Genomic DNA, 12,699 nt, shown 5'->3' on the forward strand with positions numbered 1-12,699 from the left:
TTAAGGAGTATTGGGGTGTCGAGTACCGAAGACGAACAGTTGGCGGATTTGAAGGACTGGTGGACACGCAACGGCAAACCTCTGGTCACCGGCGGCCTGTTGGCGCTGGTCATCGTGTTCGGCTGGCAGGCTTTTCACAAATATCAGAGCAACCAGTCGCAAGGCGCCTCGGTGCTCTATCAGCAACTGCTGGAAACCACGCTGACCCCGGATGGCAAGCCTGACGCTGCACGCGTTGCGGATCTGGCCGGCAAGCTCAACAGCGAATTCGGCGGCACTGCGTACGCGCAGTACGGCAGCCTGTTCGTGGCCAAAGTTGCGGTCGACAGCGGCAAGCTGGATGACGCGGCGACCGAACTCAACGCCATCGTTGCCAAACCGGCCAACCCGGCGCTGGGCGAAATCGCCCGTCAGCGTCTGGCGCAGGTGCTGGGCGCGCAGAACAAGGCTGATGAAGCCCTGAAACTGCTCGACGGCGACGCTGACAAAGCGTTCCTGGCCACTCGCGAAGAACTCAAAGGCGACCTGCTGGTGCAGTTGGGCCGTACTGACGAAGCGAACACGGCGTATCAAAAAGCCAAGGCGGCACTGTCGGATGAAGCGGCGGTCGGTGGCCTTCAAATCAAGCTCGACGACCTGGCTAAAGGGGATGCGTGACGTGATCCGTTGGAAGCATGCAGCATTGCTGGCTCTGGCCATTCTGGCCGCGGGTTGCAGCAGCAACAGCAAAAAAGAACTGCCACCGGCCGAGCTGGTCGACTTCAAAGAAGAAGTCGTCCTGCACAAGGAGTGGAGTCGTTCGATCGGTGACGGTCAGGGCGAAACCTACAACATGCTGGTTCCGGCGATTGACGGTGACACCATCTACGCGGCCGATGTGACCGGTGTAGTGATGGCCATGGATCGCAGCAACGGCGACGTGAAGTGGAAAAAGGATCTTGAACTGCCTGTTTCCGGCGCCGTTGGCGTTGGTTACGGTCTGGTCACCATCGGTACGCTCAAGGGCGAAATCGTTGCACTCGACGCCGTCAATGGCGAAGAGAAGTGGCGCGCCCGGGTTTCCAGCGAAGTGCTCGCGCCGCCAGCAAACAACGGCGACGTGGTCGTGGTTCAGACTCAGGACGATCGTCTGATCGGTCTGGATGCTTCGACCGGTAACCGTCGTTGGATCTATGACAGCACCCCTGCGGTACTGACCCTGCGCGGCACCAGTGCACCGGTCGTGACCAATCGCCTGGCGATAGCGGGTCTGTCGACCGGTAAAGTGGTCGCTCTCGATATTTCCAACGGCGTGCCGGTTTGGGAACAACGAGTGGCAATTCCACAGGGCCGTTCGGAGCTGGAGCGCGTGGTCGACATCGACGGCGGTCTGCTGCTGTCCGGTGGCACCCTGTACGTTGCCAGTTATCAGGGTCGCGTTGCGGCACTGGATCTGGAAAGCGGTCGTCAACTGTGGCAGCGCGATGCGTCGAGCTACGCCGGTCTCGCCCAAGGTTTCGGCAGCGTTTACGTGAGCCTGTCTTCGGGCACCGTTGAAGGTGTTGACGAGCGTTCGACTACCGCATTGTGGAGCAACGATTCGCTGGCTCGCCGTCAACTGTCGGCTCCGGAAGTGTTCTCCAGTTATGTAGCAGTCGGTGACCTGGAAGGTTACCTGCACCTGTTGAGCCAGGTGGACGGTCGTTTTGTCGGCCGTGAGCGTATCGACAGCGACGGCCTGCGTGCCCGTCCGCTGGTGGTAGGCAACATGATTTATGTGTATGGCAACAGCGGCAAACTGGAAGCCCTGACCATCAAGTAACAACTATGCTTGGGGTTAACCCCCCAGGCGACCCCGGTTTCAAGGGGTTTGCAGTGTCTCGATACACTGCCCCGAGCACCAGCCGCTGCCTCGCAGCGGCTTTTGTATTTTCTGAAATAACGAAGTGGAGAGCCGAATGGTTCCCGTAATCGCCCTGGTGGGCCGACCGAACGTCGGCAAGTCCACCTTGTTCAACCGCCTGACCAGGACTCGCGACGCCATTGTCGGCGACTTGTCCGGTCTGACCCGTGATCGCCAGTACGGTGAGGCCAAGTGGCAAGGGCGTTCCTACATTCTGGTCGACACCGGCGGTATCTCCGGTGACGAGCATGGTATGGACGAAAAAATGGCCGAGCAGTCGCTGCTGGCCATTGAAGAAGCCGATGTCGTTCTGTTCCTGGTAGATGCCAAGGCCGGTTTTACCGCCGCCGACCAGATGATCGCCGAGCATTTGCGCAAACGTAACAAGCGTTCCTACGTGGTTGCCAACAAGGTCGACAACATCGACCCTGAAATGGCCCGCGCCGAATTCGCTCCGTTGGGCATGGGCCACGCGATTCCTATCGCCGGTGCTCACGGCCGTGGCATCACCCAGATGCTGGAAATCGCTCTGGGCGACTTCCCGAGAGATGAAGAAGAGCCGGAAGACGGCGAAGAAGAGATCGTTGCCGAAGGCGAGGAAGCCAAGCGCATTCCTGGCCCTGGCGAAAAAGACGGGATCAAGATCGCCATCATCGGTCGTCCGAACGTTGGCAAGTCGACGCTGGTCAACCGTATGCTCGGTGAAGACCGGGTTATCGTGTACGACCAACCCGGCACCACGCGCGACAGTATCTACATCCCGTTTGAACGGAATGAAGAGAAGTACACGCTGATCGACACCGCCGGTGTGCGCAAGCGCGGCAAGATCCACGAAGAAGTCGAAAAATTCTCCGTGGTCAAAACCCTGCAGGCGATCAAAGACGCCAACGTCGTGATCTTCGTGATGGATGCCCGTGAAGGTGTGGTCGATCACGACCTCAACCTGCTGGGCTTCGCCATTGAGTCGGGTCGTGCGCTGGTGATCGCGATCAACAAGTGGGACGGCATGACCCCAAGCGAGCGCGACTTCGTGAAGGTCGAGCTGCAGCGTCGTCTGTTCTTCGTTGACTACGCTGACATTCACTTCATCTCGGCGCTGCACGGTACTGGCGTGGGCAACCTCTACGCTTCGGTGCAGAACTCGTTCAAGTCCGCGGTCACCCGCTGGCCGACCAACCGTCTGACCCAGATCCTCGAAGACGCCGTTGGCGAGCACGCGCCACCGATGGTCAACAACCGTCGGATCAAGCTGCGTTACGCCCACTTGGGTGGTGCCAACCCGCCGATCATCGTGATCCACGGTAACCAGATCGAGAAAGTGCCGAAGTCGTATGTGCGCTATCTGGAGAACACTTACCGTCGTGTGCTGAAGCTGGTCGGTACGCCGATCCGCATCGAGTTCAAGGGCGGCGAGAACCCGTACGAAGGCAACAAGAACACGCTGACAGACCGCCAGGTCAACAAGAAGCGTCGCTTGATGTCGCACAACAAGAAAGCCAGCAAGAAGCGCCGCGACAAGAAGTAATTCCTTCGCGGTCTTTGTGGCGAGGGAGCTTGCTCCCGCTCGGCTACGCAGTAGTCGTAAAGCAACCAGCGCGTTCTTCCTGAACGAGTACGGATGCCGATTTTGGGATCGCTTCGCGATCCAGCGGGAGCAAGCTCCCTCGCCACAGGTTTTTTGTGGTTGCAAGAATAAGGGTGCCATTTGGCGCCCTTTTTTTATGGGCGCCGGATGGGCTATCCTCGGGCTCTCCCGTGCCGTCGTCAGAGCGGGGAGCAGAGCAGGGAACCCCCGATGATCACCAGTAAGCTGCCGAATGTCGGCATCACTATTTTCACGCAGATGTCTCAGCTCGCGGCGCAGACCGGAGCGATCAACCTGTCCCAGGGCTTCCCTGATTTTGACGGCCCGCAGTCGTTGCGTGACGCGGTGGGTCGGCACATCGCCAGTGGCCATAACCAGTATTCGCCCATGACCGGCCTGCCAGCGCTGCGCGAGCAGATCGCGGCGAAGATCGCCCGCAGCTATGGCGTCAAGGTGAATGCGGACACTGAAGTCACGGTAACGCCCGGCGCGACTCAGGCGATCTTCTGTGCCATTCAAGCGGTTATCCACAATGGCGACGAAGTGATTGTCTTCGACCCGGCCTATGACAGCTACGAGCCCGCGGTAGAGTTGGCCGGTGGTCGTTGCGTGCATGTGCAGCTTGGGCTGAATGACTTCTCCATCGATTTCGACAAGCTCGGCGCGGCACTCAGCCCGCGTACGCGGATGATCATTCTCAACACCCCGCACAACCCGAGCGGTGCGCTGATCAGCCGGGCTGAACTCGACCAATTGGCGGCGTTGATCCGTGATCGCGATATCTACGTGATCAGCGATGAGGTCTACGAACATCTGGTGTTCGACGGCGTGCCGCATGTCAGCGTATTGGCCCATGAAGAGCTGTATCAGCGTGCCTTCGTGGTCAGCTCGTTCGGCAAGACCTACCACGTTACCGGCTGGAAAACCGGTTACGTGGTCGCGCCACCGGCGTTGACCGCCGAACTGCGCAAAGTGCATCAATACGTCAGTTTCTGCGGCGTGACGCCGCTGCAATATGCATTGGCCGATTACATGGCCGAACACCCGGAACACGTCGAAGAGCTGCCGGCGTTCTATCAGGCCAAGCGTGATCTGTTCTGCGATCTGCTGGCACCGTCGCGATTCACTTTCACTCGCGTCACTGGCACTTACTTCCAGTTGGTCGATTATTCGCAAATCCGTCCCGACCTGAACGATGTCGAGATGGCGATGTGGATGACCCGCGAACACGGCGTTGCGAGTATTCCAGTGTCGGTGTTCTACCAGAGTCCACCCGAAGGCCAGCGCCTGGTGCGTCTGTGCTTTGCCAAACGCGAGGAGACGCTGCGTGAAGCGGCGGCAAAACTATGCGTGATTTGAGTGCGTTACCCGATCTCAATCTGGCGCTGATCCAGACCAGTCTGGCCTGGCATGATCGTCAGGCCAACCTTGAGCATTTCGACGTGTTGCTGGAACAGGCGCGCGGCGCGGATCTGATCATCCTCCCGGAAATGTTCACCACCGGTTTCTCGATGGAATCGGAAACCCTCGCCGAACCTGAAAATGGCCCGACCAGCAAATGGCTGCGTGCGCAGGCGGCGAAGCTCAATGCGGTGATCACCGGCAGCGTGATCATTCAGGCCGCCGACGGCAGCCATCGCAATCGCTTGTTGTGGGCGCGGCCGGATGGCGAGGTCTGGCATTACGACAAACGCCATCTGTTTCGCATGGCCGGCGAGCACAATCACTACACCCCCGGCGAACGCCAGGTGCAGTTCGAACTCAAGGGCTGGCGCATCCGTCCGCTGATTTGCTACGACCTGCGCTTCCCAGTGTGGAGTCGTGATGCGCAAGACACGGACTTGCTGCTGTACACCGCCAACTGGCCGGGTGCGCGGCGTTTGCACTGGAACCGCTTGCTGCCGGCGCGGGCCATCGAGAACCTGTGCTATGTGGCGGCGGTGAATCGTGTTGGTACCGATGGCAAAGGCTTCGCTTACACCGGAGACAGTCAGGTGCTGGACTTCCAGGGCGAGACGTTGCTGGCGGCGGGGGAGGCTGATGGGGTGTTCAAGGTTGTGCTGGAGGCCGCGGCGCTGGCGGCGTATCGCGAGCGTTTTCCGGCGAATCTGGATGCGGATACCTTCGAGTTCACTTGATTGACTGGTTGTCTGATCGGGCCTCTTCGCGAGCAAGCTCGCTCCCACATTTGAAATGCGATCCCCTGTGGGAGCGGGCTTGCCTGCGATGAGGCCATCAGCTTCGATACAAAACCAGCAGGCAAAAAAAGGCCCCGAAGTTTTCACTCCGGGGCCTTTTGCATTTCCGCGAATGCTTACGCCGCTTTCGCTTCTGGCTGGCTCAGGGAGCGGTTCAGAGCACTGAACAGCGCCTTGAAGCTGGCGGTGGTGATGTTTTCATCAATGCCCACGCCGTGTACCGCACGCTCTCCGTTCACACGCAGCTCGATGTAGGCCGCCGCTTTGGCGTTGGTGCCCGCGCCGATCGCGTGTTCGTTGTAGTCCATGATCTCCACCGGAATCGGCAGGCCGGCGACCAGTGCTTCCAGCGCACCGTTGCCTTTGCCGCGCCAGTGCAGATTGGTTTCGCCCTGACCCTTGCTCGCCACTTCCACTTCGACGGCGCTGTTGCCGTTTTCTTCCTGCAGGCGATGGCTGACCAACGCGTACGGGGTGTTGGCTTGCAGGTATTCGCTGATCAACAGCGAGTGAATCTGCTTGGCGGTCATTTCCAGGCCCAGACGGTCGGTTTCACGCTGCACCACCTGGCTGAACTCGATCTGCATGCGACGTGGCAGGCTGATGCCGTATTCCTGCTCCAGCAAGTAAGCGATGCCGCCCTTGCCCGACTGGCTGTTGACGCGGATCACTGCTTCGTAGCTGCGGCCAATGTCGGCCGGGTCGATCGGCAGGTATGGCACCTCCCACAGGGTGTCCGGTTTCTGCTGGCTGAAGCCCTTGCGGATTGCGTCCTGGTGCGAGCCGGAGAACGCGGTGTGCACCAGATCGCCAACATACGGGTGACGCGGGTGAACCTGAATTTGGTTGCACTCTTCGACAACTTTGCGCACGCCGTCGATGTCGGAGAAGTCCAGCTCAGGGTTGATGCCCTGGGTGTACATGTTCAATGCCACGGTGACCAGATCGACGTTACCGGTACGCTCGCCGTTGCCGAACAGGCAGCCTTCGACACGGTCAGCGCCGGCCATCAGGCCCAGCTCGGTGGCGGCTACGCCAGTGCCACGGTCGTTGTGGGTGTGCAGACTGATGATCACGCTGTCACGACGATTGATGTTGCGGCCGAACCACTCGATCTGGTCGGCGTAGATGTTTGGCGTCGCGCACTCAACAGTGGCTGGCAGGTTGAGGATCATCTTGTGCTCAGGCGTCGGGTTCCAGACCTCAATCACTGCATCACAGACTTCCTTGGCGAACTCCAGCTCGGTGGCGCTGAAAGTTTCCGGCGAGTATTCGAAGGTCCACTCGGTGTCCGGCTGCTGGGCGGCGTATTTGACGAACAGCTTGGCAGCGTTGACGGCGATGGCCTTGATGCCGTCCTTGTCCTGGTTGAAGACAATGCGACGGAAGGATGGCGACGTGGCGTTGTACAGGTGAACGATGGCTTTCTTCGCCCCGCGCAGGGATTCGAAGGTGCGCTCGATCAAGTCTTCACGACCCTGGGTCAGCACCTGAATGGTGGTGTCGTCCGGGATGTGGCCGTCTTCGATCAGCGTACGCACGAAGTCGAAGTCGGTCTGCGAAGCGGCCGGGAACGAGGCTTCGATTTCTTTAACGCCAACCTGCACCAGGGTTTTCCAGAAGCGTAGCTTCTTCACCGCGTCCATCGGCTCGATCAGCGACTGGTTGCCGTCACGCAGGTCGGAGCTGCACCAGATCGGCGCGGCGTCGATGGTTTTCGACGGCCAGGTGCGATCCGGCAGGTTGATGACGGGAAACGCGCGGTATTTCGAAGACGGGTCTTTGAGCATGCTCATCGGGAAATTCCTTATTGTCTGGGCCGAAAAGAGGCGGCCTGCCGGTGGAACGAATGTTCGGGGAAAAGCTTGGGACGAGGCGCAGCGATTCAGCCCGGCAGTCGTGCGCTGACGAGGCACAGACTGCGGTGCTGGCGAAGCTGAATAAGGGTGTGAGAGGTTTTCATGCCTTCAACCCTAACCGCGAGGGGGGAGGATGGCAAGCAGTCGAAAAAAATTGAGAGGAATACTCGAAAAGCGGTGTTTTGCGAGATTTTATTGTGCGTAATGATCGTGATTGTATTGATGTTTGCGCGGGGTTGGACTGGTGCGCAATTGAGGATGGTGGGGTTTTAGAAGGAGTTGCGGTGACGTTGAGTCAGTCATCGCCAGCAGGCTGGCTCCCACAGCCACACAAATACCCTGTGGGAGCTAGCCTGCTAGCGATGAGGCCGGTGTCATCAGTAAATCAATCAGGGTTGGAACGCACCAATGAAAATCGCCGGATCAACCCGCGCATCGTTCAGGCTGACGTTCCAGTGCATGTGCGGCCCGGTCGCACGTCCAGTCGAACCCACCTTGCCCACCACGCCACCGCGAGCCAGTTGATCGCCAACCTTCACGTCGATCTTCGACATGTGGCAGAACATGCTGATAAAGCCCTGACCATGATCGACAAACACCGTATTGCCATTGAAGAAGTAATTGCCGATCAGAATCACCTTGCCTGCCGCCGGGGTCTTGATCGGCGTGCCGGCCGGCACCGCAAAGTCTAGGCCCGCGTGAGGATTGCGCTCTTCGCCATTGAAGAACCGGCGCACGCCAAACTTGCTCGACAGCGGTCCGTTGACCGGTTTGTCCAGCAGCAGGTTGCTCGGCGTATTCGGGCTGAAGCTGCGGTAAGCCTTGATCTGCTCGGCCAGCTCACCTTCGATGCGCTTGAGGTTCGACTGATCCGGATTCACCTGCTGTTTGTTCTTCAGGGTGATGTGCTGTTCCGGGTATTTCTTGTTGCCGACAGTGAACGGCAGATTGCGTCCACCGCTGCTGATTTGCTGGGCGCCGGGTTTGACCGTCAGCGGCACGCCGACAATCGCCAGCCAGTTGTTCTGTTCCTTGACCACCAATACCGGTTTGCCTTGATACGTGGCTTTCGGCGCTTGTGCAGCCGCGCCCAGATCGACTACTGCCACACCGCCCGGCACCGGTTTGTTCAGCAGCCGGGTGATGTAGCTGTCGGCGTGGGCGTTGAAGGTCAGGCACAGCAGAAACAGTGGAGCCAGAAAACGCGGCATGGATCAGTCCAGTAAAGAGAGGGTGACAGGCGTCAGGTGGTTGTCCTCGACGCGCACTTGCAGTTCGCCTTCGCCGAGCTTGGCTTTCAGGCGCTGGCCGGTATGGGTCTGCGCTGCATTGCGAATCGCGTTGCCACGTTCATCCAGCAAAATGCTGTAACCACGGCCGAGCGTCGCCAGCGGGCTGACCACATGCAGCGTCTGCATTTGACTGTGCAGTTGCAGGCGACGGCTTTTCAGGCCCTCGCGGATGGCACGCGGCAGGCGTTCGGCGAGGCTGTCGAGACGTTGACGCAACAGCGCCAATTGCCTTCCCGGATGTTGCCCGGCGAGACGGGTTTCGAGGCGGATCAGGCGTTCGCGACGGGTATTGAGGCTGCGCTCGAAAGCACGGCGCATGCGCATGTCCAGATCATCCAGGCGCTGCGCTTGCTGACGCAGGCGTTCGCCGGGATGGCGCAGACGGCGGGAAATGCCTTCCAGACGCAGACGATCACGCATCAAGCGATCACGCATGCGCATCACCAGCCGCCGATGCAGGCTTTCAACGCGGCGCACCAGATCACTGGAATCCGGGGCCAGTAATTCGGCAGCGGCGGAAGGCGTCGGGGCGCGGACGTCAGCAACAAAGTCGCTGATCGACACATCGGTTTCATGGCCGACGGCGCTGACAATCGGCGTCACACATGCGTCAACGGCCCGGGCCACAGCCTCTTCGTTGAAGCACCAGAGATCTTCCAGCGAGCCGCCACCACGAGCGAGGATCAACGCGTCAAATCCACGGGCATCCGCCAGCTTCAGGGCGCGGACGATTTGTGCAGTGGCTTCGCGACCTTGCACGGCAGTCGGGATCAGCGTCAGTTGCACCTGCGGCGCACGACGGCGGAACACGCTGATGATGTCGCGAATCACCGCGCCGGTTGGCGAACTGATGATGCCGATGCGTTGCGGATGCGCGGGCAATGGCACTTTGCGTTCGGCGCTGAACAGACCCTCGGCGCTGAGCTTTTCTTTCAGCGCATCGAAAGCCAGGCGTAGCGCGCCGTCACCGGCAGGTTCCACGGTGTCGAGGATCAACTGATAGTCGCCACGACCTTCGAACAGCGAAACCTTGCCGCGCACTTTGACCGCCAGACCGTCCTTTAGCGCCTGACGTACCCGCGCCGCGTTCTGGCGAAACAGTGCGCAACGCACCTGCGCGCCACTGTCCTTGAGCGTGAAATAGATATGGCCGGACGCCGGTCGGGCGAGGTTGGAGATTTCGCCTTCGACCCAGATATTGCTGAACACGTCTTCAAGCAACACCCGCGCGCGGCCGTTGAGCTGGCTGACGGTCAGAACCTCACGGTCCAGGCCAAGTCTTGCAAAGGGATCTTTAATCATGGGGCGCAGTTTAAAGGCATTCGCCTGCGAATCACCACCAATCCCCCTTGTAGGAGTGAGCCTGCTCGCGATTGCTGCTAAACATTCAACATCTTCAGTGGCTGACACAATGTCATCGCGAGCAGGCTCACTCCTACAGGGGATTTGTGAAGGTCTGGATGAAGTTTTGAACCAGCGGGGTGGGGGTTTGGCGGTAGGCGAGGGCGACGGTGCTTTGGCAGTCCGGGTCAGCCAGTGGCAGAAATCGTACGCCGGGCGGGGCGATGTCCTGCATCGACTCCGGTAACAACGCGATGCCGAAACCCGCCTTAATCAATTGTAACTGCGTGGTCTTGCGCGACATGACCCGCGCTGCTTTCGGGAAAAAGCCCTGGCGCATGCACAGCTCGGCGCACAGATAACTCAGGCCACCGCGTTGCGGGTGCGGGATCGAGATGAACGCCTCGTCCTTCAGTTGCGCCAGATCGATGTGATCGGCGTCAGCCAGTCGATGTCCCGCAGGCACCGCCAGTAACAAACGCTCAGTGAACAACGGCACAATCTGAATGCCTTCGCGCTGACGCAATACCGGCAGGCGCAGCAGGCCGATGTCGAGTCGTCCCTCGGCGAGTTCCTCAAGCTGCGCCTCGGAGGACAGTTTGCCGAGGTCCAGCGACACGCCGGTTTGCTGGTCGAGATAGGTGCTGATCTGACGTAACAGATGTCCGCTGATCGACACGGTACTGGAATGACTCAGGCGCAAAGTGCCGAGCTGCCCGTTGCCTACTTCGGTGGCCATGGCGCTGGCCTTGCTCAGTTCATTGAGCAGGTTTCTTGCTCGCGGCAAAAACGCTTCGCCCGCTGCCGTGAGCCGAGGCTGGCGTGCGGTACGTTCGAACAGTGGTGTTTGCAGGCGGGTTTCCATGTCTTTGATCTGTCGGCTCAGCGCCGATTGAGCGATGAACAGGCGCTCGGCCGCCGCGCTGAAGCTCCCGCACTCGGCGATTTCCACGAAGTAACGCAATTGACGGGTTGAAAGCACCAGGTATGCCTTTTCGAGATGGGTTAGCGCCTCTGATGATATTAGTCGCAACCCTTGGCGCTGGCTAAAGTCATCTCAGGCTTATTAAGGAAGCGCGGCGATGAGTGTGTTGGGGTTGTTGGATCAGTGGGCGTGGAGTGCCGGGGATTGGGCGGTGATCGGTCTGGGTATCGCGCTGGCCTACATCGTGTTCGGCATTGCCGGTTTCGGCACGGCGCTGGTGGCGGGGCCGATTCTGATTCTGTTCATGCCGCTGTCGAAAATTGTGCCGTTGCTGGTGCTGCTGGATTTTGTCGCGGCGTTTGGCAATTTGCTGCCATCGCGCAGGGATGTGGCGAAACCCGAATTGTTGCGGCTGCTGCCGTGCATGGCGGTCGGTTGTACGCTGGGGGTGATTTTTCTGCTCAATCTCAAGTCCGATGTGTTGCTGTTGTTGATGGGGCTGTTCATCAGCGCCTATGCGATTTACAGCCTGTCGGTGAAAACCCGGCCAGAGCAATTGTCTGCCGCTTGGGCGTTGCCGATGGGCACGGTGGGCGGGCTGTTCGGGGCGTTGTTCGGCAGTGGCGGCTTTTTATATGCGATCTATCTCAACAGTCGTCTGCCGAAAGAGGCGGCGCGGGCCACGCAAAGCGCGTTGATCAGTTGCAGCACGGTGGTGCGTTTGAGCCTGTTTGCCATCGCCGGGGTGTATGCCGAGCTACCCTTGTTGGTACTGGCGGTATGTCTGTTGCCGGCAATGGCGCTGGGGTTGTGGATCGGGCGGCGGCTGACCCTGCGCTTGTCCCGCGAGGCGTTTGTGCGGCTGGTGACCTGGCTGGTGTTGGCCAGCGGGATTGCGCTGATCGGGCGTTACATCAGCACTTGACCGGATTTCGTCAGGGATTAAGCTGCCGGCCTTTAGGGCCTCTTCGCGAGCAAGCTCGCTCCCACATGGATTGCAATCTCTGTGGGAGCGAGCTTGCTCGCGAAGGCGTCAGAAGTCACACCGCAGGATTTCCCATGAATTCGCAAAGCATCATCGTCCCGAAAATCTCCACCCTGCCGGTCCACGAACCCCGGGCCCGGGCGATCGTGCGCTGGCTGGTGCGCAAGAACATCATCAAGGAAGAACTGACCACTTGCGGGCGAACCGGCAACCGTATGGCCTACGCCATCGCCGACGGCGCCCGTGCGGTGGTGTTGCATCCGGAAGCGTTGCCGTTCGGCGAACCGATCAATGGCCTGGAGATCATCACCAAGCGTTGCATCTACACCCCGGCCAAGGGTTTTCTTGAAGAGGCCGGTTGTGCCGAGTGCCGCAAAGAAGTCGGCGAAGCGCTGTTTGAAAGCCTCGAAGACTGGATGCCCGGGCGTACCGACAACTTCACCTGCCCGGAATGCGGGCATGAAGATGACATCAACGGCTTTCTGTTTTTGCAGCCGTGCGGCTTTTCCAACCTGGGGTTCATCTTCAACAACTGGCTGGAAGCAGGCTTCAAACAGAGCTTTATCGACGAATTTGCCGACTGGCTGGACCTGCCGGTGAGCTGGGTAAAGGTCGAACTCTGAACCGCGCGG

General features: G+C 59.7%; 11 protein-coding genes. 7 read left to right on the plus strand and 4 right to left on the minus strand.

What is annotated here, in order from left to right:
- The first annotated feature begins 15 nt into the window (after window positions 1-15).
- From ACTWLJ_RS12730 to ACTWLJ_RS12750, 5 genes are all read left to right on the plus strand, one after another.
- Complete coding sequence (locus ACTWLJ_RS12730; protein ID WP_445181046.1) at window positions 16-657, plus strand: tetratricopeptide repeat protein; 642 nt, start codon at window positions 16-18, stop codon at window positions 655-657.
- Window positions 650-1,801 (plus strand): outer membrane protein assembly factor BamB, encoded by a 1,152-nt coding sequence (bamB, locus tag ACTWLJ_RS12735; protein ID WP_445181047.1) that lies wholly within the window; start codon window positions 650-652, stop codon window positions 1,799-1,801. The genes ACTWLJ_RS12730 and bamB overlap by 8 nt, the downstream gene beginning before the upstream one ends.
- 136 nt (window positions 1,802-1,937) lie before the next feature.
- A complete protein-coding gene (gene der / locus ACTWLJ_RS12740; RefSeq protein ID WP_445181048.1) occupies window positions 1,938-3,407 on the plus strand; it encodes a ribosome biogenesis GTPase Der in 1,470 nt (489 codons plus the stop codon).
- 270 nt (window positions 3,408-3,677) lie between these two features.
- Window positions 3,678-4,826 carry a pyridoxal phosphate-dependent aminotransferase gene (locus ACTWLJ_RS12745; protein WP_445181049.1) on the plus strand — a complete coding sequence of 383 codons (1,149 nt, stop codon included), beginning with the start codon at window positions 3,678-3,680 and terminating at the stop codon, window positions 4,824-4,826.
- A complete protein-coding gene (locus ACTWLJ_RS12750) occupies window positions 4,814-5,605 on the plus strand; it encodes an amidohydrolase (protein ID WP_445181050.1) in 792 nt (263 codons plus the stop codon). Before ACTWLJ_RS12745 ends, ACTWLJ_RS12750 begins: the two co-directional genes overlap by 13 nt.
- Before the next feature lie 176 nt (window positions 5,606-5,781).
- Here ACTWLJ_RS12750 and leuA read toward each other — a convergent pair whose 3' ends face one another.
- The 4 genes from leuA to ACTWLJ_RS12770 form a co-directional block, all read right to left on the minus strand.
- Window positions 5,782-7,461: a 2-isopropylmalate synthase gene (gene leuA, locus ACTWLJ_RS12755; RefSeq protein WP_445181051.1), complete on the minus strand. Its 1,680-nt coding sequence runs from the start codon at window positions 7,459-7,461 to the stop codon at window positions 5,782-5,784.
- A gap of 452 nt (window positions 7,462-7,913) precedes the next feature.
- Window positions 7,914-8,735 carry a peptidoglycan DD-metalloendopeptidase family protein gene (locus tag ACTWLJ_RS12760; RefSeq protein ID WP_401220736.1) on the minus strand — a complete coding sequence of 274 codons (822 nt, stop codon included), beginning with the start codon at window positions 8,733-8,735 and terminating at the stop codon, window positions 7,914-7,916.
- A gap of 3 nt (window positions 8,736-8,738) precedes the next feature.
- Window positions 8,739-10,118 carry an exodeoxyribonuclease VII large subunit gene (xseA, locus tag ACTWLJ_RS12765; protein WP_401220738.1) on the minus strand — a complete coding sequence of 460 codons (1,380 nt, stop codon included), beginning with the start codon at window positions 10,116-10,118 and terminating at the stop codon, window positions 8,739-8,741.
- Between the two features lie 133 nt (window positions 10,119-10,251).
- Window positions 10,252-11,139, minus strand: a complete 888-nt coding sequence (locus ACTWLJ_RS12770) for a LysR family transcriptional regulator (protein WP_445181052.1) — start codon at window positions 11,137-11,139, stop codon at window positions 10,252-10,254.
- A 100-nt stretch (window positions 11,140-11,239) separates the two neighbouring features.
- Here ACTWLJ_RS12770 and ACTWLJ_RS12775 point away from each other — a divergent pair, with 100 nt between their 5' ends.
- The gene (locus tag ACTWLJ_RS12775; protein ID WP_445181053.1) at window positions 11,240-12,007 is read left to right on the plus strand and encodes a sulfite exporter TauE/SafE family protein; all 768 of its coding nucleotides are present in this window, start codon (window positions 11,240-11,242) and stop codon (window positions 12,005-12,007) included.
- Window positions 12,008-12,141: 134 nt separating this feature from the next.
- Complete coding sequence (locus tag ACTWLJ_RS12780; protein ID WP_401220746.1) at window positions 12,142-12,690, plus strand: sugar ABC transporter ATPase; 549 nt, start codon at window positions 12,142-12,144, stop codon at window positions 12,688-12,690.
- The last annotated feature ends 9 nt before the right edge of the window (window positions 12,691-12,699 follow it).

The sequence above is a fragment of the Pseudomonas sp. McL0111 genome (assembly GCF_052567255.1).

Bases quoted from the DNA above. Each gene is read 5' to 3' on its own strand.
- bamB (WP_445181047.1), top strand. From the start codon at position 650: ATGCGTGACGTGATCCGTTGGAAGCATGCAGCATTGCTGGCTCTGGCC.
- der (WP_445181048.1), top strand. From the start codon at position 1,938: ATGGTTCCCGTAATCGCCCTGGTGGGCCGACCGAACGTCGGCAAGTCC.
- ACTWLJ_RS12745 (WP_445181049.1), top strand. From the start codon at position 3,678: ATGATCACCAGTAAGCTGCCGAATGTCGGCATCACTATTTTCACGCAG.
- ACTWLJ_RS12750 (WP_445181050.1), top strand. From the start codon at position 4,814: ATGCGTGATTTGAGTGCGTTACCCGATCTCAATCTGGCGCTGATCCAG.
- leuA (WP_445181051.1), bottom strand. From the start codon at position 7,461: ATGAGCATGCTCAAAGACCCGTCTTCGAAATACCGCGCGTTTCCCGTC.
- ACTWLJ_RS12760 (WP_401220736.1), bottom strand. From the start codon at position 8,735: ATGCCGCGTTTTCTGGCTCCACTGTTTCTGCTGTGCCTGACCTTCAAC.
- xseA (WP_401220738.1), bottom strand. From the start codon at position 10,118: ATGATTAAAGATCCCTTTGCAAGACTTGGCCTGGACCGTGAGGTTCTG.
- ACTWLJ_RS12775 (WP_445181053.1), top strand. From the start codon at position 11,240: ATGAGTGTGTTGGGGTTGTTGGATCAGTGGGCGTGGAGTGCCGGGGAT.
- ACTWLJ_RS12780 (WP_401220746.1), top strand. From the start codon at position 12,142: ATGAATTCGCAAAGCATCATCGTCCCGAAAATCTCCACCCTGCCGGTC.